Below are 25,008 nucleotides of genomic sequence, written 5' to 3' on the forward strand. Positions count from 1 at the left end.
AACATTCTAGAACAAAGAGGAGCGGATATGCTTGTTGTGATTTCGCCAGCGAAAAAGCTGGATTGGGCCGAGCGCGATGTGGCCACATCTACCCCTGATTTTCTGGACGATGCCGCACAGTTGGTGAAAGCTGCGCGCGAGCTTAGTGTGGATGACCTGAAGTCGCTTATGTCATTGAGCGAGAACCTCGCTACGCTTAACCGCGACCGCTTTCAAAGTTATGACGAAGCCCCTGAAGATGATTCAACGCGCCCCGCCGCGCTGGCCTTTGCGGGTGATACATATCAGGGTTTGGAAGCAGATAGCCTTGACGCGGACGAGATGGCCTTTGCCCAAGATCACCTGCGCATCCTGTCGGGCCTTTACGGTGTGTTGCGCCCGCTTGACGCGATCCAGCCTTATCGCTTGGAAATGGGCAGTAGGCTCAAGACAGAGCATGGCAAGAATCTCTATGAATATTGGGGGGAAGCACTCTCCGAAGCGCTAAATAAACAAGCTATAGCTACGGGCAGCGATGTTCTGGTAAACTGTGCCAGTCAGGAATACTTTGGCGCAATTGATCTAAAGGCGCTCAAACTGCGTGTGATAACGCCGCAATTTATGGAAGATAAAGGGGATGGCAAAGGGCCAAAGATCGTCAGCTTTTACGCAAAGAAAGCGCGCGGTGCGATGGCACGGTTTGTCATGCAAAACCGCATCAACTCGGCTGATGGTCTTCTTGATTTCGACGCAGGCGGTTACGCTCATGTGTCAGAATTTTCTAAACCTGACGCACCTGTGTTTTTGCGCCCCTATCCCGCGTCCTGAGCATCGGGTTTAAACAGCGGCTCCGTCCCGTTGGGTTGGGCGAGTTTCACATGCTCCTCTATTGAGGCCCGACGCAGCGGTTTTGTGAGGTAATGATCCAAGCCTGCTTTGAGAATTGATTTGTCATCGTCAGGCATTGCATGCGCTGTCATCGCTACGACAGGAATATGCTTGCCTGTCCGGGCTTCGATCTCACGTATTTTCTGGGTGGCCTGTTTGCCGTCCATACGAGGCATCGAGATATCCATAAAAACAAGATCAGGCTTGAACGATTGATAGAGTTCAACAGCTTCTTCACCATTGGCAGCAAACTCCAGCTCGATGTTTAGCGATTTGACCATCTTGCTAAAAACAAGCTGGTTGGTCCGGTTATCCTCTGCGGCCAACACGCGCATTTTACCTGACGTTACTGGGCGCTCTGGCATCTCTGTGGCCGGCGCGATTTTCTCTAATGCAGTGAACAGAACGCGGCGCGGCAATGGTTTTTGCAACATTGCCGCGAAATTAAATGCCCGAGGATCGTCATTAAGGCCGACCAGGTTCGAGGACACTAATAGAACCGGAACAGTGCTCCCCTGCGCACTCAAATTTTCCATAAGACTCAGCGCGTCCAGATGTGGCAGTTTGTGGTCTGTGATAATCAGATCAATGGTATCATTCAGTTTTGCTAACGCATCATTTATGTTTGTGACGCCCACAGTCTGCAGACGTAATTGAGCCAATTGCCTTTCGAGGATTATGCGATTGGCAGGCATGTCATCCACGACCATGACGCGGCGTATCTCGCGTGGGAGCGTCGGATATGCAGTGTCGATTGCGCCGTTTGCGGCCATCTCCATTTTAAAGCCGAAACACGAACCAACTCCCTCTTCTGACGTGACCCAAATCTCGCCCCGCATCAGCTGTACCAAACGCTTGGTAATCGCAAGTCCAAGGCCTGTGCCGTCAAATTGGCGATTACGTTCATTCTCGACCTGATTAAACTCGCCAAAAATATGGTCTGTCATATGTGCCGGTATACCGATGCCCGTGTCCTCGACGGCGATATGGACCGATACATTACCAGTGCCCGCATCCGCGATGCCTGTGACGCGGATCAAAACATGTCCTTCTGTGGTGAACTTGACTGCATTACCGATCAGGTTCGTAAGAACCTGCCGCACACGCCCTGCGTCGCCCATCAAATCGGTTGGCAAAAACAGATCATAGTCGAGCAAAAGCTCAAGCCCCTTTTCACGTGCCATCGGTTGCAAGAGCATGATGACTTCCTGACAGGCACGCTCCAGATCAAAAGGTGCCATCACAAGTTCCAGACGGTCGGCCTCGATCTTGGAGTAATCGAGCACGTCATTGATGATCACCAACAGAGCCTCGCCAGAGTTCTTGATGGTCTGGACATAAAGTCGCTGTTCTTCGTTGAGGTGGGTGTCGTCCAACAGATCAGCCATACCCACAACACCATTCATTGGCGTGCGAATTTCATGGCTCATATTGGCCAAGAAAGCTGATTTGGCACGGTTGGCCGATTCGGCCAGTTCACGCGCTGCGTCCAACTCCCGCTCGTATTGTACGGTAGCAGTGATATCGAGACCCAGCGAGACGACATCACCGCCGGGTCCGCGCTGATCAATCATCTTTATATAACTACCATTCCAAAGCTGGATCACTTCCGGTTCTGGATGACGGGCCTGAAAGCGGGAGAGCATGCGCTGACGCCATGCTGTAGGCTCCATCCCGCCCAAATCGACGATGCCCTCATCGGTGAGCGCTTGAAGAATAGTCACAAAGTTGACACCTGTCTGAATGACTTCAAGTCCCTCAAAAACTGCCAAATAAGCTTGATTTGCCATAATCAAACGGTTGTCACCGTCAAAGAATGCAAACCCGTCTTTGATCGTCTCAATGGAATGCCAAAGTCGCCGCTCGACCACAGCGATTTTCTCATGGGCTGCGGTCAGGTCGGACTTCACCTTGCGATTCTCTGCACCCATGCTTTCCATCAGGGCACGAGTGCCGACGATCTCGTCGCTCAATTCGCGGGTGTTGCGGCCAAGCTTCCGGTTCGCAGCAAAAAGCTCCGCTTTCTTGAGCTCTAGCATCCGTTCTGCCGCCAAACGACCACGCCGCTCCTCGGTGAGTTTTTGCTGTAGGCTCATCCGTTCCTCATTGATCGTACTGTGCAGGCCTTCTTTTGCCGCATGGCGGGTAAAGATCATCTTAAAAACCAACAACCTTGCCTGCGTGTATGGGGGCATGGCACGCTGGGGTCATTAAACAACAGAGGATTCTGTCATGCGTATTTTGATGCAGGTTGTGGGTGTGGTGACTTGGCTGGTTGTTGGATCCTTTGGTGCTGTGGCGCAGCAGGCCCTTCCCGAGCACCGCTATGTCTACAGCAACGATGCTGATTTTTATGGTGCGGACCTCGGGCCTCTGTTCGAGACAACAAAGGACGCTTGCGCACGTGCGTGTGCGGCCCAAGCAGCCTGCACTGCTTTCACATTTAACACGCGTTCCAATGCATGTTTCCCTAAATCCGACGTGACTGAAGAACAATTTTTTGCAGGGGCGGTTTCAGCACGCAAACTTTTAACAAGCCCGCAGGCGCACACCTTGGCACTGGCACGAAAGCGCGAGCTTGAGTTCTTGGGAAAACAGGATTTTGAAGCGGCAACAAATCTTGTGCGTCTGAATGCCGAGCGTCACCCGATAGACGGCGACTATGCCCCTGATCTGGTTGCTGCAATGGATGCAGCGATCGGGCGAGGCGATGTTGCGGCTGCTGCACGCTGGGCAGGACAAGCGGTTGCCCTGACAGATCGGAGCGAATTATGGGCGCGTATGGCATGGCTTGGCCTGCGTCCGCGAGGGGACACATCGCGCGATCTTGCCCGCCGCTTGTCCAATGAGGCAGTACCCGCCGCAATCAACGCTTATCTGCGCGCAGAGACGACAGATGCGCGAGTGACCGCATTGGATTTGCTTGCCCGCGCCCTTGAGGTCAACCGCCGTGGGCGGGATATGATTGGTCCGCTCCGCATCGCTGCAACACTCGAGCCGCGTGCAGAGTTTGAAGCCGCATTGGATCAAGCGATCGGAAAATACGGTTTTCGCATCACAAACACACGTGTTGATAACAACACCGCGCGGCCACGGATATGTGCCGAGTTTTCGGAAAAGCTAGTTGAGACCGGAATAGACTACGCTACTTTTGTGCGGCTGGATGATCCCAAGCTGGTTGTAGAGGCCGATAGTCAAACACTTTGCATTGACGGTGTCACCTTTGGCACCCGTTACACCGCGAATTTTCGGGCGGGCCTGCCTGCGGCAAGTGGTGAAGTCCTGCATAAAGATGTGACTGTGGTTCAATATGTCCGCGACCGTGACCCCGCTGTGCGGTTTGCGGGCCGTGCCTATGTCCTGCCGCGTGGGGCTAATGCTGCTTTGCCTGTAGAGACTGTTAACACGGATACAGTGACGTTGAAGCTGCGGCGCGTCAGTGACCGAAATTTGCTGCGCGCCATGCAGGACAGCTATTTCGGTAAACCGTTGAGCAAATATGAAGAGGATGCCTTCTCCTCCACTATCGCGCAGGATGTTTGGGAGGGCGCGGGTGTTGTGCAAAACACACTCAACACGGCGATGACCACGCGGCTACCCTTGAGTGAGGCATTGACCGATCAGCCCGCAGGCATCTATGCGCTAACGGCTGCGATAAAAGGGGCTGACCCCTACGAGACCCCCTCAGCTACACAGTGGTTTATTCTGACCGATCTGGGCCTGACCACGATGTCGGGGATCGATGGGTTGTCTGTGACAGTTTTAGGGTTGGGCGATGCAGTTGCACGCGAGGATGTGACGCTAACCTTGCTCTCTCGTGCAAATGCGGTGCTGGGTGAAGCTGTTACCGACGCGCAGGGTCGCGCGCAGTTTGCAAGTGGCCTAACCCGTGGCAGTGGCGCAAGTGCGCCTGCATTGCTTATGGCGCAGGACGCCTCTGGCGACGTCGCATTTCTGTCGCTTACCGATCCGGCATTTGACCTGTCGGATCGCGGTGTTGAGGGGCTGCCGCCAGCACCTACGATTGATGCTTTTCTGACGACGGACCGAGGTGCCTACCGCGTCGGTGAGACAATCTTCGCAACGGTTCTGACGCGTGATGAACAGGGCCGCGCGATCAATGGCTTGCCCTTGGTGGCGGTGCTGATCCGTCCTGACGGCGCGGAATATAGCAGGACCCTTACAGCGAACGCGATGGCAGGTGGCCATGTCTTTGCTCTGCCTGTTGGGTCGCAAGCGCCGCGCGGGGCGTGGCGTTTGGACATTATTTCCGATCCTGCACAGGGGCCACTTGCTTCTCAAACTGTGCTTGTCGAGGATTTTCTTCCTGACAGGATTGAGTTTGACATGAAGCTTGAAGATAGACCCATTGCGCTGGGCGATACGCCGACCCTTCAAATTGAAGCGCGGTATTTGTTTGGCGCACCTGCTGGTGATTTGGCCGTGGAAGGAGAGGTGCGGCTGCGTACGACCCGAAGCCTTGCGGCGCACAGCGGATATTTTTTCGGCCTTCATGATGCGCGGTTCGATGCGCGAACTGCGTATTTTGACCCTGCCCGTACCGACGCGCGGGGAGTGGTAACGCTGCCTTTGACCCTGCCGCAGATTGACGAAGTGCCAAGCCAACCCCTCGAACTCGCTATTACAACGCGGGTAGCAGAAGGGTCGGGGCGCCCTGTCGAGCGTCGGATGACAAAAGCACTATCGCCCGAAGGTGCGCTCATCGGGATTAAACCCAAATTTGACGATGTGTTGTCCGAAGGGGCCGACGCACAATTTGACGTGATCTCCACCGAGGGCGAGATGCCTGTTCGCTGGACCTTTAACAAGGTTGAGACCCGATATCAGTGGTATCAAAATGGCGGCAGCTGGGCGTGGGAGCCTATCACCCGCCGCATCCGTGTGGGGACTGGTGACGTAAAGCTGAGCCCTTCGCCAACCCCCCTCACGCAACCAACGCAATGGGGCCAGTACGAGTTAGTGATAGAGCAGCTTGCCGCGCCCTATGCGGCTTCTTCGGTATTGTTGGCTTCAGGATGGTACGGAGGCGGCGATGCTTCTGCGACACCTGATTTCCTTGCAGTTTCTTTGGACAGTGTTCGCTATGTGGTGGGGGATACTGCGCAGTTTCGGATCGTCGCTCCGTTTGATGGCGTTGCTTTGGTATCGGTCTTGTCTAACCGTGTGATCGATCAGCAAAGCGTCGCGGTACAAAAAGGTGAGAACCTCATCGCATTGCCTGTCACGCAAGAGTGGGGCAACAGCGCTTATGTCGCGGCTTCAGTTGTCAGGCCGATGGATGTTGATGCTGGCCTTAACCCCGCGCGCAGCCTCGGGCTGGTCCATGCCGCGATCTTGCCAGAGGCCAGACAGCTTGGTGTTACCTTGGGTGCTGTGTCCGAGGTGAGTGGACAGGCCGGAACGTTCGGTGTGCCTGTAAAAGTTGACGGGATCGCAGCAGGTGAGACAGCCTATGTGACGCTTGCGGCGATTGATGTGGGTATCCTAAACCTCACCGATTTTGACGCGCCTGATCCCTCGGAACATTATTTCGGCCAGCGCCGCTTGGGCGTTGGGATGCGTGACGTATACGGGCGGTTGATTGATGGCCTCAGCGGCACGATGGGGGCAATCCGGTCTGGCGGGGATGCGGCTGCTACAGCCCAGCTTCAATCGCCACCGCCAACCGAAGCATTGATGGCATTTTTCAGCGGTCCAGTTGTTGTGGGCGCTGACGGGCGTGCAGTGATCGAAGTGACGCGCCCCGCGTTTAACGGAACTATCCGTTTGATGGCGGTGGCGTGGTCCGAGACGGCAGTGGGCAATGCGACAAGTGACGTTGTCGCCCGCGATCCTGTCGTGATCACCGCTAGCTTGCCGCGCCTTCTGGCCCCTCAAGATAACAGCCGCTTGCTACTGGAAATGACGCATGCCAGTGGTCAAGGCGGGGTGATGGATTTGGACGTATTTGCTGATGCGGGTATCGCGATGGGGCAAGTGCCAGTACAGGTGAATATCACAGAAGGCAGCACACTGCGTTTGCCCTTGGAGATATCGGCACGCGAGATTGGGGATCATGAAATCACTGTTGTCCTTACAACACCTCAGGGCGATACCTTGCGCCGCGTTTTGCAGATGCCTGTGCGGATCAATGATCCCGAAGTGGCAGTCACACGCCAATTTACGCTCGGCGCAGGTGAAGCGTTTACCTTTGACGGAGCCGTTCTCACCGGCCTTCGCGCAGGGACAGGCCGCGCAACTTTGAATGTCGGGGGGCTTGCCCGCTTTGATGTGCCAGGCTTGTTGCGACAGTTGGATCGCTATCCTTACGGTTGTACCGAACAGGTTACATCGGGCGCGCTGCCGTTGCTGTATATGAGCCGCCTTGCGCAGGACGCAGGGGTAGGAACACCGTCCGAGATTGAAGCGAAGATTTCCCAATCCATCGACCGTGTTCTGGCACGGCAGTCCTCAAATGGCGCTTTTGGGATGTGGCGTGCGGATACGGGTGCCTTCTGGCTGGATGCGTATGTCAGTGATTTCTTGTGGCAGGCGCAAACGCAAGGGCATGCCGTTCCCGCGCGGGCATTGTCTTTGGCGCTGGACAACTTGCGAAACCGCATCAACTTTGCCCCCGACTTTGACACAGGCGGTGAGGATATTGCCTATGCCTTGCTGGTTCTTGCCCGTGCGGGTGCTGCCCAAATGGGTGATTTGCGCTATTATGCAGATACTAAAGCGGGTGCATTTGCCACACCGATGGCAGCGGCCCAGCTTGGGGCTGCACTTGCCGCCTACGGTGATCCAGCGCGTGCCGATTTGATGTTTACCCGTGCAGGTGCCTTGTTGCTGAACGCGCCTGATCGGAACAGGTGGCGCGATGATTTTGGCAGTGGATTGCGTGACCGTGCTGCTGTTCTTTCCCTAGCGGCAGAGGCAGGCAGCAACGTGATAAATCTCACCAGTTTGACGCAATCGGTGTGGACGCAGGACCGCAACTTGTCGACCCAAGAGGCAGCCCAAGTAGTCTTGGCCGCACATGCGCTTGGCACGTCCCAAGCGGGGGGGACAGTTGAGGTTGACGGCGAAACCCTGCGCGGCAATGTCGTGCGGCAGATCAGTGACCGTAATCCCGTGACACAGGTCATCCGCAACACAGCATCAAAGCCAACGGCCGTGACGCTCACCACATTCGGCGTGCCAGAGGTCGCACCTGCGGCGGGTGGTTACGGCTACTCCCTCACGCGGCGGTATTTCACGATGGAGGGGCAGGAGGTTGCTGGTCCTGTCGCGACAGGCACACGGCTTGTTGCTGTTCTGGACGTGCAATCATTCGAGAAGATCGGGGCGCGGTTGATGATTGATGATCCGCTGCCTGGCGGCTTTGAGATCGATAACCCCAACCTGTTGCGCAGTGGTGCGGTGAAATCCCTCGACTGGCTTGAGGTTGCACAACCCCAGAATGTTGAGTTCCGCAGTGACCGCTTTTTGGCAGCGGTGGTCCATGAGGGCGCGGGTCGTTTCCAACTTGCCTATGTCGTGCGTGCAGTAAGTCCCGGAGCATATCATCATCCCGCTGCTTTAGTGACCGACATGTACCGCCCAGAGTACCGCGCAAATACCGCGACATCACGGCTGACCGTCACAGAATGAGACGCGGCGCCATCACCACGCTGGCGGTATTGGCGGTTGCTCTTGGCATCGCTCTTTTGATCCATGACAAGTTTGAGCAGTGGGTTGCGCAGACAGAGCTTCCGCCCGTCCTGTTGGAGGTAGGAGCGGAGGTGCGTGCGCATGACGGCACGTTGCTACGCGCCTTCGCGGTTGAGAACGGCCGCATGCGCCTTGGTGTAGAGCTGGAACAGGTCGATCCACAGTTCATTGCAATGCTGATCGCCTATGAGGACAAGCGGTTCTTTGATCACAAAGGTGTCGATCTGCGTGCCATGGTGCGGGCGATAGGGCAAGCAGTTTGGCATGGCGAAGTCGTCTCGGGGGCATCGACGCTCACCATGCAAGTTGCGCGTTTGCTGGAGAACTCCGGCACAGGTAGCCCTGCGGGAAAGCTGCGGCAAATCCGTGTGGCACTCGCGTTGGAGCGGCGCCTGAGCAAAGAGGACATCCTGACCTTGTATCTGCATCATGCACCTTATGGCGGTTCCATTGAGGGGATCCGCGCCGCCAGCTATGCGTGGTTCGGAAAAGAGCCATTGCGCCTCACGCAGGCGCAAGCCGCTTTGCTGATCGCCCTTCCACAATCCCCCGAGGCACGACGCCCTGACCGCCATCCTCAAACGGCGCACGCCGCACGAGCGCGGGTTCTGGTGCGGCTTGATCTGCCGCCTGATTTGAACCAATCCGATGTGCCACGCGGGATACGCCCTTTGCCGCAGCATGCCCCGCATCTGGCCGCAGCATTGCGGCGCGAATCGCCTGCTCAATTGCGCCATGACACAACTCTTCGTGTGCAATTGCAGCGCAAGATCGAAGCCTTGGCACGCCGCGCTGTTGCGGGTCAGGCGGAAAGTGTCTCGGCGGCGATATTGGTTGCAGATCATCAGAGCGGCGAGATTATTGCACATGTGGGATCGCCCGCCTTTACCGGTGCCGAAGGCGCACTCGGGTTTGTCGATATGACCGCGGCGCTTCGCTCACCCGGATCTACGCTAAAACCGCTTGTTTACGGCCTTGCGTTTGATGAGGGGCTTGTGCATCCCGACACGCTGATTAACGATGCGCCTGTTGTCTTTGGCAGCTATGCGCCACAGAATTTTGACGGGCAATTCCGTGGGATGCTCACTGTGCGGGACGCCCTTACACTCTCCCTGAACATCCCGCCTATCCTGCTCACCCATGAGTTGGGTGCTGGGCGATTGATGTCGGGTCTGCGCCGCGCTGGCACACAGCCGCAATTGCCGGCGGGAGAGGCTGGCCTTGCTGTCGTTCTTGGTGGTGTAGGGATGACTTTGACCGATCTTGTCCAGCTCTATGCAGGGATTGCACAAGGGGGCCGTACCGTTCCTTTGCAAGTAAAAAAGCAGGATAAGGGCGGCTTGCCCAAGCGGTTCATGTCGCCGGTAGCAGCTTGGCAGGTCACGCATATCCTATCTGGTATCGCACCTCCGCAGGGGAGTGGGGATGCTATCGGGCAGATTGCATATAAGACGGGCACTTCTTACGGGCACCGTGATGCATGGGCGATCGGGTTTGACGGCCAGCACGTGGTCGGTGTTTGGCTCGGACGTCCTGATGGCACCCCCGTTCCGGGGGCGTTCGGGGGTGCATTGGCGGCACCGATCCTTTTTGAGGCTTTTGGCCGTATTGGGGCGTTTCGTGTCCCTTTATCGTCGCCCCCTGCGGATGCCTTGATCCTCGGCACAGCGCATTTGCCCCAACGGCTCCGTACGTTTAAGAGCCGAAATTCGGCGTTTGTTGCTGACCCGAACAGCCCTGTTGTGACCTTTCCTCCCGACGGTGCCGTCCTGAGAGAAAACGGTTTCGGGGTACCGCTCAAATTGCGCCAAGGGGTATTCCCGTTGACTATTTTGGTGGACGGCTTTCCTGTTATGACCGAACTGCGCAGCCGCGATGTGGTTTTGCCGCTTGAGCAGGCAGGCTTCACCCGTATCTCCGTTGTGGATGCGCGGGGGCGCAGTGACAGTGTGGAAATTCGTCTGGACTAAGCGTTAGGCGGGTGGCACTGCACAATCATGTCTCTTGCTTTATCAGTCCTTCCCCTGCTGTTGATCCTTGCCGCTGGTTACGGGCTTGCCAAATCGTTGATCATTCCGCGTGCTGGATGGGCCGCGATTGAGACACTATCCTTCAGAGGGTTGATCCCCGCGACCCTCATCCTTGCCATTGCGCGATCCGACTTGTCGATGGAACGGTTTGGCGGCTTTGGTTTGGCGCTTGTCGGGACATTGCTAGTCATTACCATATTGTTGCTTTCCCTCAGGTTGTTGTCGCAAACAGTGTTGGACAACCCTGCTTTCACATCGCTGTTTCAGGGGGGTGTCCGTTGGAATGCCTTTGTCGCCCTCGCCGCTGCGGAACAGTTTTTGGATGACGGTCTGGCGGTGTTGGCTGTCGCGATTGCTGTGCTGATCCCGATGATCAACATCACGTGTATTGTCGTTCTGGCCGCCTTTGGTCCGTCAAAGGCGAGTGTCTCAAAAGTAATGAACACACTAGTGCGCAACCCGTTGGTGCAGGCTTGCGTCATTGGCCTGACGTTGAACTTTAGCGGGATGTCCCTGCCTGTCCCTGTGATTGAAGCGCTTGATATGATTGGGCGTGGTGCTTTGGGCGTTGGCCTGATGGCAGTTGGCGCAGGTATCAGCCTGCGCAGATTGACGCGGCTGGATTGGCGGGTGTGTCTGGGTGTGGTGATGCGGCCCATTGCGGCCTCAAGCATCTTTGTGATGTTCAGTCTTTGGATGGGGCTTCCAGCGGTACAGGTTTTTGCTGGGGTTCTGGTCTTTGCCGCGCCTGCCGCTTCGAATGGGTATATTGTGGCCAAGCAGATGGGTGGCGACGCTGATCTTTATGCGGATATTATGACATGGCAGGTGGTATTGTCGTTGCTGGTGCTGCCCATCTGGGCGCATCTCCTGCTTTAGAACCTCAGGACAAGCCCATGCTTTTCATGTCCTAAAAACCCCAGCTTCTCATAGAACCCGCGCACGCCTCGGGCCTCTCCTGTGAGCAGCATGATTTTATACCCGTTCGCGGATTTTGCACGGTCAATACAGGCCTGAAGGACGGTCCGCCCAACGCCCCTATTGCGGTAATCAGGGTCAGTCACGACATTCTCGATCAAAGCATAGGGCCTGCCTCCTGATGTCATGTTGGGAAGCAGATGAAGCGTCGTCATCGCGATGATCTGTTCGTCATGCTCCATCCTGATGATCGTGGTGCCGTTGTGGCGTAGCACCGCGTCAAAAGCATCAGGGTCGTCAGCGACCGGCACCGGATCGCGGGTAAGGATGCGGTAGAGCCTAAGGGCATCGTCAAAATCTTCACTGCGCAAATCGCGGATCAACATTGTCCCTAACGGCGCCCTTCACGAAGCCATGCAGCAGTGATGAGTCCTGCACTGAGCAACAAGACCAGCCATGCAGGCAAAATTGGTGTCTGGCGTACATCGCGAGTTTCATAGGCCGCACGGGGTGTGAGCCCGATCCAGCCGCGCCCCGCAGCTGGACGACCTGTGCGGACGTTGCGCACACTTGGCAGTCCATCTTCAATGCGGACGACACCGCCGCGCAGGGCGGTGATAACAGGCTCTAACACAGCGGCATCCGCGATGGTTTCCACAAACTCGCGCGGGGCAGCGGGTCCAAGGCCGATCACGCTCAGCTGATCGCCGTTCTCGAGGCGATAGAGGCCAATCTCGGGGCCCGTGAACGTGGCTTCAAACCGACCGGGTGCAGATGGCAAAAGCTCCAACTCAGTGACCGTTCCATCAGGTCCAGTGATCGTGAGCGGCGGTACTTCCTTATTCAATGTTCGTCGCTCTATCTGCATCGTTTGGCCAATCGCATTGGCAGTCAGCGCTTCTTCTTCCAGTTCGGGCTCTCCCATCATCCAATGGGCCAAACGGCGGAGGAGTTCGAGCTGTGGCCCACCCCCCTCATAGCCGCGATTCCAAAGCCACGCATGATCAGACGCAAGTAGGGCCACACGCCCCTCGTCCACGCGATCAAGGATCAGAAGAGGGCGGTCCTCAACTCCTGTCATGACGGTGTTTCCCGAAGTTGCCGTGATATCGATCTGGCGCAGCCAGCGGCCCCACTCCCCGTTTTGTGGCAGATCAGCTGTAACGGGATGGCGGTTACCAAGGTCGGATACCAGTGGCATGTACGGTTCCTCAATTACACGGGCGGTTGGCGTGGCAGGCAGCACCGCGCCCAAAGGGGAGCGAAACAAGCTGTCCGCACTGGCAAAGTCAGGGCCTGCAGAAACCAGGACTGCGCCACCGGCTCGAACGTACTGGGCGATATTTTCAAGGTAGAGCGAAGGCAGGATGCCGCGCCGTTTATAGCGGTCAAAGATGATGAGATCGAAATCATCAATCTTTTCCATGAACAATTCGCGGGTCGGAAACGCGATGAGCGACAGCTCTGACACGGGCACACCGTCCTGCTTTTCCGGTGGGCGCAGGATTGTAAAGTGTACAAGATCGACCGAGCTGTCGGATTTGAGCAGGTTACGCCATGTGCGGCCGCCTGCATGGGGTTCACCGCTTACCAACAGGACGCGCAGACGGTCGCGCACGCCGTTCATCTGGATCACCGCGGCGTTGTTGCGGTCGGTCAACTCTCCCTCGGCCTCCGGAACGGAAAAGCGGATCACATTGCGTCCGCCGTGGGGCAGGGTGACGGGCAGCTCCAAGTCTTGACCGATAGGAACGCTGAAGCGTTGTGCATCCTCTCCATCGATGGAGATATCAAGCTCGGCGAATAGCTCACCTGCAGGAGCGGCTCCAAGATCGTCGATGCGCAGAGTGAGTACAACAGGCTCGCCGATAATGGCAAAAGCTGGGGCGCCAATAACACTCAGGCGGCGGTCCCAGTCCGCCTCTTTACCGCTGAGCAGCACGTGAAATGGGGCGGGCAGATCAATTGGCAGATCAGTGTCGTGCACGCGCCCGTCCGTCACCGCGACAATTCCCGCAACCCGCGCACGTGGCTCCTCGGCCAATGCTTCGGTCAGCGCTGTCATCAATTCGGTTCCGGCGTCTCCTTGACCATCGGGTATGGTAATGCGGCGCAATTCTGTATTGGGGCGTGCCTCTATCTGCGCGGCAAGAGTGTCAGCGGCAGTAGAGGTTTGCGTGGCACGGTCCGAGAGGCGCTGACTAGCGCTTTCGTCTTCCAGCATCAGGACAATATCGCTGAGCGGTGCGCGGTCTTCTTGTTGGAATGACGGACCAGAGAGCGCGACCAGAACGACCAGCCCCGCCAAGGCTCGCAGCGGCCAACCGTGCAGGCCGCGCACAAGGGCGAGCAAGATGCCCAGCCCTGCGATTACGGCAACCATCACCAGCATCGCCCATGGGATCAGAGGATCAAATACAATTGTAGTTGTCATTGGCCCAACCGATCCAAAAGCGCAGGCACATGGACCTGATCTGATTTATAGTTACCCGTCAGTACATGCATCACCAGATTGATGCCAAAGCGGTAGGCGATCTCGCGCTGTCGCTCACCACTGAACCCGCGCCCGACGGGCAGCAGCGGCGCACCGCTTGCGGTGACCGCCCAAGCGGCGGCCCAGTCATTCCCGCCGATCACAACAGGCGTTACGCCATCGTTCAGGTCACGGAATGGCATGCCTTCAATCTGTTCGGCATTGGGATCAGCGGCTTCGACCCAGACATCGCGACTGTTATGCCGTCCTGGAAAGTCTTGAAGCAGATAGAAGGTACGCGTGATGACATGATCACTGGGAAGCGGCTCTAACGCAGGAATATCAAGGGGTGCAGCCAGCTCTTGAAGCTTGCGACCATTCGGGCTGGAGGCACCAAAGCTGGCTGTGTCGGCATCGCGTGTGTCAAACAGGATCATCCCGCCCGAGCGCAGGTATTTGTTGAGCTTTGCATAGGCCTCAGTCGAGGGGGTTGGCTGGCGCGAAGTGATGGGCCAATAGAGTATTGGAAAGAAGGCTAATTCGTCTGATTCTATGTTCACACCGAGTGGGGAAGACGGCTCTACCGACGTGCGAAAGAATAATGTGTCGCTAAGCCCTGTTAGTCCTGCAAGGGCTACTTCATCGACTTGGGCATCACCTGTAATGATATGGGCCAAGGTCAGTTCCGACGTGGCTGACAGTGCGAATTCTTCCTCGGCAGTCTGCGCATCTGCAGGCATACCAAACAACATCAATGCCCCAAAAATAGTTGCAGCAGCATTGCTGCGGCTCAACAGCCTGCCAGACAAAGAGAGCGATACAACGACGTCAGCCAACAGCAGAAGAATTGCGAGGCTCAAAAGCCATCCCGCCACAGGCTGTTCAGGTGCAACTGCGAGGCCGCGAACGGGAACGTCTAATGGCCAAATGCTGCGCGTGAGGGTGCTGTCGGCAGTGAGAACATTGCGCGCCAATGTACGATCGCCGGAGGCATAAAGACCGGGAGGCAACATCGGCCCTGTAGGTGCTTCGATCAACATCGGGCCGTCCACACCCGGTAATGTGCCTGCGTCCGATAGCGTTCCAAACCCGTCGAGCACACGGCGCGGTATCCATGTTGTGCCCTCAAGCGCGGTAAGTGATGTACTCGCAGCAGAAGAAGAAATTGCCAGCCGCTCCATCATTTCGACAAACAATCCTGACAAAGGCAACGTAGACCACTCGGCTGTGGCAGTGACGTGAAACAGGACAATCTGCCCTTGGCCTACATTTTTTCGCGTGACCAGTGGTGTGCCGTCGGTCAGGGACGCGATCACACGCTCTGCCAATGTTGGATCGGGTTGCGCCATGACCTGTGCACTCACTGTGACATCCTCGGGTATATTCAGACCAAAGAAGGGAGAGCCGTTCGAGAAAGGCGAGAGCGCTTTTGGCTCCCCCCAGCTCATTGCCCCACCCACGCTTCGCCCGCCAGCGCGCAGGCGCACAGGCATAAGCGGATCCTCGTCGACACGGGAAATATCACTGGCCGCGATACGTGGCCCTGCAAAACGAACCAGCATACCTCCACTCTCAACCCACTCGGTTAAGGGCGTAGCCTCGGCCTCTGACAGCGTTGCGATATCGGCCAAAACAATCACATCGGGGTTAGCAGGCAGCACATCACCAAGCGAACCATTCAGGAGGTCGGCCGTAGGGTTCAAGGCCTGCTCAATATAATGTAGTGGCGACAAAAGCTCCAAGCCTTCGCGGTTCTCGCGGGCGGAGATAAGGGCGACCTCGCGACGACGTAGCCCGTCGTCGCTTATCGTGCTGGCCCCTGCCGAACGCTGTCCTGCAATGTCAAAGCGGGTAATGCGCGCACGAAGCTCGGATGGCAGGACGAGAGCAGTTTGCGCCTCGGTTGCACCCTGTTCGAAGGTCGCAGTCGCGGAGGCAAGGATACGCCCGTTGCCTGCTGGATCACGACCCTGCGCTTGGATTACGACTTCACGTTCTGCTCCTGCCGTAGCGCGAAGAATACGCAATTGTACCGCACCGTCTTCATAAGTTGCAGGAAGGAGGGCGAGAACGTTGGTCCCTGTCTCATAGGCTTCAACTGTACCTCGTTGTTGTAGTGTGTCGAGCAACGCATCGCGCCCCTCATAGCCGAGCGTATCGCTGAACCAAAGTGTATCAAAATCGCCGACATCGGCGATAGCAACACTAGCACGGTCCAGCATATTCGGGTTGGGTTGCCACGGCGCAGGCGCAAATCCTGGGAGGCGGCTGCGCCAGACATCGGCGGACAGGAAAACCGGTTCCGCAGGTCGGGTAAGCGTCAGGAAGCCAACGGTACGGCCGATGCGGCTGGCGCGGGTCAACTGAGCCTCAATCGCCTCTTGCTGCTGGGACCAGCGGGTCGCACCTGCCCATGATCCATCAAGGACAAAGAGGATCGGACCGTCGCCTTCGGCTTGTTCCGCTTCCGGATTCAGCACGGGACCAGCCAAGCCGATAATGATCGCGGCGATGGCCAACATGCGGAGCAATAGCAGCCACCAAGGTGTGCGGTCCGACACCGTCTCGTCATCCTTTAGGCCAAGAAGCAGCGCCACACCAGGAAAGCGCTGCTTGATCGGAGCGGGCGGCACGGCGCGTAACAGCAGCCACAAAATTGGTAGCGCGCCAAGGGCAAGTAAGAGCCAAGGCGCGGTAAACCCGATGCCGCCCAGAACCATCATGCCGCAACACCCCGCGCATCAAGTGCGCCATAAAGCCATAGCAACCCTGCCTGCGCCGCGCTGTTCGTGTGGTGGACGCCATAGCGCCATCCCGTCAGCGCACAAAGCGATTGAAGCTCGGCCTTTCGCTCCGCTAGCCGCGCAAGGTAGCGGTCACGCAGGTCGTTCGCCTTGAGAGTTTCGTGGCTCATTGTGCCACCCATCGATTGAAAAATGGTCCTGCCGGTGAACGGAAATGCTTCCTCGGAAGGATCGAGAACATGGCACAGTACACCGCGCACACCGCGATCTGCCGCTTTTGTCAGTGCAGTCCGGACACCATCAATGTCACCCATAAAGTCAGAGATAAAAACAGCCCGTGCGTGCGGGATCATGGCGCGGTGTTCTGGTGGGGCATAGTCCGCCTGATCATCCCGACACATCAATTCAGCCAATGCCATAATTTGCGGTCGTCCTGCACGCGGCGGTAGCTCGGTTCCAGTTAGGCCGACACGTTCTCCACCGCGGTTGAGCAGGATGGCAAGGGCCAGTGCAAGAACTCGCGCACGCTCGATCTTTTGCGGTAGCGAATCATTGGAGGAAAAACGCATTGAAGCGCCCTGATCCACCCAAAGCATTACGGATTGTGCAATTTGCCACTCGCGCTCACGCACAAATTCCGTATCGCCCATTGCCGAGCGGCGGTAATCAATAGATCGCCTGCTGTCACCAACTTGCGCGGGGCGGTATTGCCAGAAATCATCCCCTGCACCTGCGCGTCTGCGACCATGTGCGCCCAGAAGGACAGCGCCTGCCAAATGTTCCGCCCGCGCCAGAAGCGCTGGAAAGGCAGCCGCTTCAGTCTCCGACGTGGCACGCAGGGTGAGGGGATTGCTCATGCAACGGCAGCTTTTGGTGAGGCAAGTGCGGACGCAGTCTCGTCGATCAGCGCAGTCAGGCTGTCACCGCGTGCACGCGCCGCAAAGTTGAGCGCCATGCGGTGCGTCAAAACAGGTCGTGCCATGTCGATCACATCCTCAGCAGAAGGGGCCAAGCGACCTTGCAACAATGCACGCGCCCGGACAGCGAGCATTAAGGCTTGGGCCGCACGTGGGCCAGGACCCCATGCTACGGTTTCTTTCACACGTGCGCTCACGCCTTCTTCGTCAGGGCGGAATGCGCGGACGAGATCAAGGATCATCTCGACCACCGAGTCACCGACAGGCATGCGGCGCAAAAGCTGTTGTGCCGCGAGCAACTCACCAGAAGTGAAAACTTCGACGGATTGACCTTCGGCCTCACCCGTAGTCGCGATTAGAATATCACGCTCTGTCGCGCGATCGGGATATTCGATGTCGATTTGCACAAGGAAACGGTCAAGCTGCGCCTCGGGGAGCGGATATGTCCCTTCCTGTTCAATAGGGTTTTGTGTGGCCAGAACGTGGAAGGGGTTCCCTAACGGGCGATTCTGCCCCGCAACGGTCACAGTTTTTTCCTGCATCGCTTGCAATAGCGCGGACTGCGTGCGCGGTGAGGCGCGGTTGATTTCGTCGGCCATCAGAAGCTGGCAAAATACCGGCCCTTCGATAAACCGAAAACTGCGGGCGCCCTTGTCGTCTGTGTCCAACACTTCAGAGCCAAGAATATCCGCCGGCATCAGATCAGGAGTAAATTGAACCCGCTTGCCGTCCAAACCCATTACTGTGCTGAGTGTTTCGACCAATCGGGTCTTGCCCAGACCAGGTAATCCAACAAGCAAACCATGCCCGCCGCACAGCAGCGCAGTCAGCGTAAGCTCGACGACCCGCTCTTGTCCGATGAAGCGTGCAGTGATGGATTTACGTGCCTCGCCCAGCTTTTCGCCCAAGGTTTCGATCTGTTCGACCATGTCTTCTGTGGCTTGTGTGTCCGCTTGGGTCATGACTTCTCCGCTGTGCAGGTTATATCGTTACCATGTAAGTGTATCTCGATTAGAGGGAATGGCAAAAGTTATGAGCGGACAAAAAACTGTTACTCCATCGGCGGAAGGGCTTGCTGCGTCGATAAAAGCGACAAAAACGCGCGGTTTGCCGCCGGTAGAGACGTGGAACCCGCCATTTTGCGGTGACATCGACATGGAAATCCGTCGTGATGGCACTTGGTTCTATGAAGGGACGCCCATCGGTCGACCCGGTTTGGTCAAACTGTTTGCATCGATTCTTATTCGGGAGGGGGACGACTATTTCCTTGTGACCCCTGTGGAAAAGGTGGGCATCCGCGTACAAGATGCTCCATTTGTTGCTGTCGACTTTGAAGCATCAGGTGAGGCAGAAGCGCAGCGTCTCACTTTTACCACCAATCTTGAGGACATCAGCGTCGCAGGACCCGATACGCCCCTTCGATTCGTGCGCGACCCTGATACTGGCGAACCATCCCCCTATGTCCGTGTTCGTCGCAACCTTGAGGCGCTGATTGACCGCAAAAGTTTCTACCGTTTGGTCGATCTGGGTTTCCATCACGAGGGCTGGTTCGGTGTCTGGTCGGGAGGTATGTTTTTTGGCATCATTCCATCCGACGAATTACCCGCCGAATCCTAGGAGCGTCTTTTGAACAGCATCGGCCAAATTATAGTAACGGTTTTCGCTAGCTTGGGCCTATCAGGTACGTCGGTTGCCGCGCAAAACATGAATCTGAAGGTGTTTTTTGACCTTGTCGCCATCGGTTCTGCGTCCGAGGTTGCGCAAGCATTAGAGCGAGAGCCCGCGTTGGCAAAAGCGCGTGACCAGTATGACTTTACCGCCATTCATATGCTGGACGAAATCGAGTTTGACGAGAAATTGGCGTTGTTGCAGCGATTTGGTGCGGACGTAAATGCGCAGAATGATCAGGGTCATGCCTTGTTACATTTTATTATCACCCCCGAATTTATACCAACAATCGTCGCTGCGGGCGGTGACATTAATTTGCGCGATGTCTGGGGGCGCACACCGATCATGGTGAGCCTGACAGAGCCTGATGCCTTCAACTTCCTGCCAGCTTACCTTGAAGCAGGTGCGGATCCGAGTGCCCGTGATGCTAAAGGCCAGTCAGTCCTCGACTATGCCGCTGCTTTTGAAAATCCCGAGTTGATCGGTATGCTTGTCCAAGCTGGAGCGAAACAGTGAAAGCGGCTGCTAATCTCAGCCATCTGTGGCCGGAATTACCCTACCTTGACCGCTTTGATGCGGCATCGGAGGCTGGCTTTACCGGTGTCGAAGTATTGTTCCCCTATGATGTTCCCGCGAAAGAGACGCAACGTGCTCTGATGCGCGGTGGGTTGCAGTTGGTTTTGATAAATGCACCGCCGCCCAACTATACGGGCGGTGAACGCGGATTCGCTGCGGTGGTCGGGCGCGAAGATCGCTTTGCCCACGACATGCGGCGTGCAGGGCGCTATGCCCAAGCGTTGAGTGTGCCAATGCTCCATGTGATGTCTGGCGAGGGCTCTGGACTTGCGGCAAAGGCCACGATGATTTCCAACCTCAAAGCAGCGACACGATCTGCACACAACGGCTTAATGCTCACGTTAGAGCCGCTTTGCCCGCAGGCCCAGCCCGATTATTATCTTAATGATTATGCTTTGGCCGCCGAGATTATCGCGGCAGTGGACGCCCCGAACCTACGACTGCAATTTGACAGCTACCACGCGCAGATGATCCATGGCGACGCGGTAGAGGTGTTCCGGAAGTACCGTGATCTGATTGCCCATGTGCAGATTGGGGATACGCCGACACGTGGTGCGCCGGGAAGTGGTGATGTCGATTTTCCCGCCCTATTCGCAGAAATGCGAGATTTTGGATACGATGGCTGGGTAAGCGGCGAGTATACGCCCGGCCCTTCGACAAAGGACACATTTGGCTGGATGAAGATGCTCTAAGTCTAGTTCAGTCGCCGTCTTGGGGAAAGAGGAAGGGCGCGTCACCCACATGCCACTGTGGAAATTTCTGCATGGACATAGCGAATTCCGGTGCAGTCAAACACTGGTCCAACCATCGGTGTAGGTCTGGCCATGGCTGGGTATCAAACCATGCTTTGTCGATGAATGCGAACTGGCGCACAAAGGGTGCGATTGCGAAATCTGCCAGTGTGGGGTGGTCAAACATCCATAGCCCGAGTTGCGCATCAAGATCGGCGAGAAAGGCACATGCGTCCAAGCAGTGCGCGCTTGCATCCTCATCGGGATAGCGGCTGGCGTATTTTGTGCGGTCCAGCGCATGTTTAAAGGGGCCATCGTTACGGACGATCCACTCAAATCCGTGCTTAGGCATGTTGAGCCATCCAAGTGGGTCATTCTGCGCCAGCGCCCATTGCATAATGTCGAGGCTCTCGTCGATCACTCCGCTTGCGTGGACGAGGCAGGGTACAGTTGCCGAAGGTGACACATCCAGAAACGCTTGAGGCTTGTCGCGCAAGACTACCTCGCGCAGCTCGACGCAAATTTGTGCCGATTGAATCGCAAGGCGTGCGCGCATCGCATAAGGACAGCGGCGGAAGGAATACAAGATTGGTGTCATGCGTCCAGCCGATGCCATCGTAACGGTTGTGGCAGGGGTGCATTGACATAATCCACACGCAACACCCGCCGCGACGTCGCCTGTGTCGCATCCGAGGACCGGTGCAACGTGAGCATTTTGAGGACAAGGATATCGCCGCGTTTGCCGATACATGTCTCGACCTCATGAGCGCTGGCGCGGGTTTGTGCATCCTCGGACCGAACCAAGCCGCAGCGATGCGACCCTAGAGCGATCTGCATCGGGCCACTTTCCATACTGTCATCGTCCAAATGCAAACGCACGAAAAGCATATGATCAAGGATCATCTGCGGGGGCTCACAATGGTGCAATCCAGCCTTGTTCGACCAATTAGTGTAGCCTTCCATATCGACCTTTTCCTCCACGGCTATTGTGCGGTCCTGATGCCAAGGCACGCCCCAATTTGCCGTAGGGGATTTGTCAAAGGCCACAACGCGCGTCGGAAAACAATCGACAAGCATAGGAGAGAGCGCCGAAGCAATAGCCCCACTTTGACCAAGAAGCGATGCAAGGCCAGCGGTATTACCCAGGCGAACACCTGCGCCTCCTGCGCTGCGCATGTGGTCCAACTGGTCCAGCGTGGCGCCGTCAATCACACCGCGCAGCCAGACCCTGACTGTCGTCTCAAAATCGCTCAATGTGCTTCGGCCCAGTTCGCCCCCGTGCCAGCATCAACGCTGAGTTTCACATCCAGCTTCACCACAGGATCGGAGGCGTTCTCCATAATATCACGGGCTACCTTGATCAGATCATCTTCCGCACCTTTTTCGACTTCGAACAAGAGTTCGTCGTGCACTTGGAGCAGCATCTTTGCGGGCATGCCTTCGATCGCGGCAGGCATGCGGATCATCGCGCGGCGGATCACATCGGCGGCGGTGCCTTGGATCGGCGCGTTGATCGCGGCGCGTGCGGCAAATCCTGCGCGTGGCCCCTTGGAGGTAATCTCGGGCGTGTTGATCTTGCGCCCAAACAAAGTCTGGACATAACCGTGCTCTTTCGCAAACGCCTTGGTGTCGTCCATATACTTGCGAATACCGGGGAAGCGCTCAAAGTAGCGATCGATGAACCCCTGTGCTTCGGCGCGAGGAATGCGCAAGTTACGCGCAAGACCGAAGCCGGAGATGCCATAGATGACACCAAAATTGATCGCTTTGGCCTGACGGCGAATGTCGGGGGTCATCTCTTCCATCGGCACATTGAACATCTCTGAGGCGGTCATGGCGTGAATATCCAACCCGTCAGAAAATGCTTGTTTCAGCGCGGGCAGGTCGGCGATATGTGCCAGCAGGCGCAATTCAATCTGGGAGTAGTCCAGAGCGACCAGCGCCTTACCCTCTCCAGCCACAAAAGCCTCGCGGATGCGCCGACCTTCCTCGGTCCGGATAGGGATGTTTTGAAGGTTGGGATCGGTTGAGGACAGACGCCCTGTTGAGGCACCGGTGATTGAATAGGAGGTGTGCACACGCCCTGTGTCGGGATTGATGTGGGTTTGTAATGCATCTGTATAGGTTGACTTGAGCTTGCTGATTTGACGCCAGTCAAGCACGCGGGCAGGCAGTTCATGCTCTGTCGCGAGGTCCTCGAGCACGTCTACGCCAGTGGCATAGGCGCCCGTCTTACCCTTCTTGCCGCCTTCTAACGCCATTTCATCGAACAGGATTTCACCAAGCTGTTTGGGAGAGCCCACATTGAACTTACGCCCGGCAAGCGCATAGATTTCATCTTCCAGTCCTGCCATTTTTTGAGAGAAGGCATTTGACATGCGGCTCAGTGTATCGCGATCCACTTTGACTCCATGCCGCTCCATCTGGGCCAGCACAGGCACCAATGGGCGCTCAAGTGTCTCGTAGACGCGTGTGGTTTGAGCGCGGTGCAACATGGGCTTGAACATTTGCCACAAGCGCAGAGTGATGTCGGCATCTTCGGCAGCATACGGCACAGCATCTTCCAACGGCACTTTGTCGAATGTGACGGCGGACTTTCCTGATCCTAGCAAGGGTTTGATGGGCAGGGGTGTGTGGCCCAGATAGCGTTCTGACAGTGTGTCCATGCCGTGGCCGTGTAGGCCTGCATTCATCGCGTAAGACATCAGCATCGTGTCGTCAAAAGGCGCGACGGTAATGCCAAGTTGAGCAAAAATCTTGGCGTCATATTTCATGTTTTGCCCGATCTTGAGGATTGCAGGATCCTCCAGCATGGGTGTCAGCATTTGTAGCACTTCTTCGGTCTTCATCTGACCCTCGGCCAGATCATCAGAACCAAACAGATCATCAGCGCGGTTGGCTTTATGGATAAGCGGAACGTAACATGCCTCACCCGCGTCCACACAAAGCGATATCCCAACCAGATCGGCAACCATTTCATCAAGACCCGTCGTCTCGGTATCCACAGCAACATAGCCGCGGGCATAGATACGGTCGATCCACTTTTGCAGGGTTTCGGCATCGCCTACCTGCGTATAGGTGGCTTTTTCAAAGGGGATAACTTCGATTTCGGGCGCGTCCGCGCTGGGCGGTGGTGTCGGGATCGCAGGCGCTTCAACCTTGAGCGCATCTGCGATCCGCTTAGTCAATGTGCGGAATTCCATTTCTGTCAGGAACTTGAGCAGCTTGTCAGGGTCCGGGTCACGGACTTCGAGATCATCGAGGGTGAAATCCAACTCCATCTTTTCGTCCAGCTGTACCAGCCGTCGCGACAGTCGGATTTGATCTGCGTTGTCGATGAGCGTCTGGCGGCGCTTGGGCTGTTTGATCTCGGAGGCACGCTCGAGCAGGGCGTCCAGATCGCCGTATTCGTTGATCAGGAGGGCGGCTGTTTTGATGCCGATTCCCGGCGCACCGGGGACATTGTCGACGCTGTCGCCTGCTAATGCCTGAACATCTACTACCCGTTCGGGATAGACACCGAACTTGGCATGCACACCCTCGCGATCGATGGTGTTGTTCTTCATAGCGTCAAACATCTCGACGCCGCCGCCGACCAGCTGCATCATGTCTTTGTCAGAGCTGATGATGGTACAGCGCCCGCCCGCCTCACGGGCCTGAACGGCGAGAGTCGCGATAATGTCGTCGGCCTCATAGCCTTCTTTCTCTTCACAGGCGATGTTGAAGGCAATTGTTGCTTCGCGGGTAAGAGGGATCTGCGGGCGAAGCTCTTCTGGCATGGCCTCGCGGTTGGCCTTGTATTGGTCGTACATGTCGTTGCGGAACGTATGGCTGCCTTTGTCAAAGATCACAGCAACGTGGGTCACGTCCCCGCCCGCGTTCCCCTCGACATAGCGTTGCAGCATGTTGCAAAAGCCTGACACCGCCCCGATGGGCAGCCCGTCAGATTTTCGCGTGAGTGGGGGCAGCGCGTGATAGGCGCGAAAGATAAACGCGGAACCGTCGATCAGATGAAGGTGGTGACCTTTGCCAAATGCCATGTGCCGTGCTCCCTAAATATGGTGAGCATCCTTTTGCCACGGCAACGGCGTGCTCACCAGAGGGGAAGCACGGATTGCGACAAGTGGTTCAGACTTTGTCCTCGAAACCCTTGAGAATATATTTGCAATCGCAGTAGCCGCACTCGACAAAGCCCTTATCGGCAGGGATTTGCAGCCAGACGCGGGGGTGCCCACCTGCACCGCCATCGCATGCGATGCGGTTTGTCGTAACGATGCGGGTCTCTGGTGCGTTTGCTGTCATGTCATGGCCTTCGAGCATGTGGGAATTTGTTTGACCTGTTATGGCTAATGCAAGCGGTGCGGGCAAGGG

General features: G+C 56.7%; 17 protein-coding genes. 7 read left to right on the forward strand and 10 right to left on the reverse strand.

What is annotated here, in order from left to right; genetic code table 11:
• Positions 1-27 precede the first annotated feature (27 nt).
• Positions 28-807, forward strand: coding sequence for a peroxide stress protein YaaA (yaaA, locus tag Q0775_RS08420; RefSeq protein ID WP_298859209.1), 780 nt, complete (start codon positions 28-30; stop codon positions 805-807).
• Here yaaA and Q0775_RS08425 read toward each other — a convergent pair.
• Positions 792-2,963: a response regulator gene (locus Q0775_RS08425; RefSeq protein ID WP_298860005.1), complete on the reverse strand. Its 2,172-nt coding sequence runs from the start codon at positions 2,961-2,963 to the stop codon at positions 792-794. The two genes, yaaA and Q0775_RS08425, sit on opposite strands and share 16 nt — an antisense overlap.
• Positions 2,964-3,099: 136 nt before the next feature.
• Between Q0775_RS08425 and Q0775_RS08430 the strand changes: the two genes are divergently transcribed.
• The 3 genes from Q0775_RS08430 to Q0775_RS08440 are packed head-to-tail and all read left to right on the forward strand — an operon-like array spanning position 3,100 to position 11,489.
• Complete coding sequence (locus Q0775_RS08430) at positions 3,100-8,520, forward strand: alpha-2-macroglobulin (protein ID WP_298859211.1); 5,421 nt, start codon at positions 3,100-3,102, stop codon at positions 8,518-8,520.
• Positions 8,517-10,550, forward strand: coding sequence for a penicillin-binding protein 1C (pbpC, locus tag Q0775_RS08435; protein WP_298859213.1), 2,034 nt, complete (start codon positions 8,517-8,519; stop codon positions 10,548-10,550). The genes Q0775_RS08430 and pbpC overlap by 4 nt, the downstream gene beginning before the upstream one ends.
• A 27-nt stretch (positions 10,551-10,577) precedes the next feature.
• Entirely contained in the window at positions 10,578-11,489 is a 912-nt protein-coding gene (locus Q0775_RS08440; RefSeq protein WP_298859215.1) for an AEC family transporter, read from the forward strand.
• Here the strand turns inward: Q0775_RS08440 and Q0775_RS08445 are convergent.
• From Q0775_RS08445 to Q0775_RS08465, 5 genes are read right to left on the reverse strand one after another with little or no spacing between them, the layout of a single operon-like run.
• Complete coding sequence (locus tag Q0775_RS08445; protein ID WP_298859216.1) at positions 11,486-11,914, reverse strand: GNAT family N-acetyltransferase; 429 nt, start codon at positions 11,912-11,914, stop codon at positions 11,486-11,488. The two genes, Q0775_RS08440 and Q0775_RS08445, sit on opposite strands and share 4 nt — an antisense overlap.
• Before the next feature lie 5 nt (positions 11,915-11,919).
• Positions 11,920-13,962, reverse strand: coding sequence for a hypothetical protein (locus Q0775_RS08450; protein WP_298859218.1), 2,043 nt, complete (start codon positions 13,960-13,962; stop codon positions 11,920-11,922).
• Complete coding sequence (locus Q0775_RS08455; RefSeq protein WP_298859219.1) at positions 13,959-16,724, reverse strand: DUF4159 domain-containing protein; 2,766 nt, start codon at positions 16,722-16,724, stop codon at positions 13,959-13,961. The genes Q0775_RS08450 and Q0775_RS08455 overlap by 4 nt, the downstream gene beginning before the upstream one ends.
• Positions 16,721-17,602, reverse strand: a complete 882-nt coding sequence (locus Q0775_RS08460; protein WP_298859221.1) for a DUF58 domain-containing protein — start codon at positions 17,600-17,602, stop codon at positions 16,721-16,723. Before Q0775_RS08460 ends, Q0775_RS08455 begins: the two co-directional genes overlap by 4 nt.
• Complete coding sequence (locus Q0775_RS08465; RefSeq protein WP_298859223.1) at positions 17,599-18,624, reverse strand: MoxR family ATPase; 1,026 nt, start codon at positions 18,622-18,624, stop codon at positions 17,599-17,601. The genes Q0775_RS08460 and Q0775_RS08465 overlap by 4 nt, the downstream gene beginning before the upstream one ends.
• A gap of 70 nt (positions 18,625-18,694) precedes the next feature.
• On the opposite strand from Q0775_RS08465, the gene Q0775_RS08470 reads away from it, so the two are divergent.
• The 3 genes from Q0775_RS08470 to Q0775_RS08480 are packed head-to-tail and all read left to right on the forward strand — an operon-like array spanning position 18,695 to position 20,598.
• The gene (locus tag Q0775_RS08470; protein WP_298859225.1) at positions 18,695-19,279 is read left to right on the forward strand and encodes a DUF1285 domain-containing protein; all 585 of its coding nucleotides are present in this window, start codon (positions 18,695-18,697) and stop codon (positions 19,277-19,279) included.
• A 9-nt stretch (positions 19,280-19,288) separates the two neighbouring features.
• The gene (locus Q0775_RS08475; RefSeq protein WP_298859227.1) at positions 19,289-19,846 is read left to right on the forward strand and encodes a hypothetical protein; all 558 of its coding nucleotides are present in this window, start codon (positions 19,289-19,291) and stop codon (positions 19,844-19,846) included.
• The gene (locus tag Q0775_RS08480) at positions 19,843-20,598 is read left to right on the forward strand and encodes a TIM barrel protein (RefSeq protein ID WP_298859229.1); all 756 of its coding nucleotides are present in this window, start codon (positions 19,843-19,845) and stop codon (positions 20,596-20,598) included. The genes Q0775_RS08475 and Q0775_RS08480 overlap by 4 nt, the downstream gene beginning before the upstream one ends.
• Before the next feature lie 7 nt (positions 20,599-20,605).
• Here Q0775_RS08480 and Q0775_RS08485 read toward each other — a convergent pair whose 3' ends face one another.
• The 4 genes from Q0775_RS08485 to Q0775_RS08500 form a co-directional block, all read right to left on the reverse strand.
• Positions 20,606-21,235, reverse strand: a complete 630-nt coding sequence (locus Q0775_RS08485; protein WP_298859231.1) for a glutathione S-transferase — start codon at positions 21,233-21,235, stop codon at positions 20,606-20,608.
• The gene (locus tag Q0775_RS08490; RefSeq protein WP_298859233.1) at positions 21,232-21,891 is read right to left on the reverse strand and encodes a phytanoyl-CoA dioxygenase family protein; all 660 of its coding nucleotides are present in this window, start codon (positions 21,889-21,891) and stop codon (positions 21,232-21,234) included. Before Q0775_RS08490 ends, Q0775_RS08485 begins: the two co-directional genes overlap by 4 nt.
• Positions 21,888-24,677, reverse strand: coding sequence for a DNA polymerase I (gene polA / locus Q0775_RS08495; RefSeq protein WP_298859235.1), 2,790 nt, complete (start codon positions 24,675-24,677; stop codon positions 21,888-21,890). The genes Q0775_RS08490 and polA overlap by 4 nt, the downstream gene beginning before the upstream one ends.
• Before the next feature lie 88 nt (positions 24,678-24,765).
• Positions 24,766-24,939, reverse strand: coding sequence for a zinc-finger domain-containing protein (locus tag Q0775_RS08500; protein ID WP_298859237.1), 174 nt, complete (start codon positions 24,937-24,939; stop codon positions 24,766-24,768).
• Positions 24,940-25,008 lie beyond the last annotated feature (69 nt).

Source organism: uncultured Sulfitobacter sp. (assembly GCF_947499945.1).
Classification (GTDB): domain Bacteria; phylum Pseudomonadota; class Alphaproteobacteria; order Rhodobacterales; family Rhodobacteraceae; genus Sulfitobacter.

Coding starts and splice junctions, on each gene's coding strand:
- yaaA (WP_298859209.1), top strand. CDS start 28: ATGCTTGTTGTGATTTCGCCAGCGAAAAAGCTGGATTGGGCCGAGCGC.
- Q0775_RS08485 (WP_298859231.1), bottom strand. CDS start 21,235: ATGACACCAATCTTGTATTCCTTCCGCCGCTGTCCTTATGCGATGCGC.
- Q0775_RS08450 (WP_298859218.1), bottom strand. CDS start 13,962: ATGACAACTACAATTGTATTTGATCCTCTGATCCCATGGGCGATGCTG.
- Q0775_RS08425 (WP_298860005.1), bottom strand. CDS start 2,963: ATGAGCCTACAGCAAAAACTCACCGAGGAGCGGCGTGGTCGTTTGGCG.
- Q0775_RS08460 (WP_298859221.1), bottom strand. CDS start 17,602: ATGAGCAATCCCCTCACCCTGCGTGCCACGTCGGAGACTGAAGCGGCT.
- pbpC (WP_298859213.1), top strand. CDS start 8,517: ATGAGACGCGGCGCCATCACCACGCTGGCGGTATTGGCGGTTGCTCTT.
- Q0775_RS08470 (WP_298859225.1), top strand. CDS start 18,695: ATGAGCGGACAAAAAACTGTTACTCCATCGGCGGAAGGGCTTGCTGCG.
- Q0775_RS08445 (WP_298859216.1), bottom strand. CDS start 11,914: ATGTTGATCCGCGATTTGCGCAGTGAAGATTTTGACGATGCCCTTAGG.
- Q0775_RS08455 (WP_298859219.1), bottom strand. CDS start 16,724: ATGATGGTTCTGGGCGGCATCGGGTTTACCGCGCCTTGGCTCTTACTT.
- Q0775_RS08465 (WP_298859223.1), bottom strand. CDS start 18,624: ATGACCCAAGCGGACACACAAGCCACAGAAGACATGGTCGAACAGATC.
- Q0775_RS08500 (WP_298859237.1), bottom strand. CDS start 24,939: ATGACAGCAAACGCACCAGAGACCCGCATCGTTACGACAAACCGCATC.
- polA (WP_298859235.1), bottom strand. CDS start 24,677: ATGGCATTTGGCAAAGGTCACCACCTTCATCTGATCGACGGTTCCGCG.
- Q0775_RS08430 (WP_298859211.1), top strand. CDS start 3,100: ATGCGTATTTTGATGCAGGTTGTGGGTGTGGTGACTTGGCTGGTTGTT.
- Q0775_RS08440 (WP_298859215.1), top strand. CDS start 10,578: ATGTCTCTTGCTTTATCAGTCCTTCCCCTGCTGTTGATCCTTGCCGCT.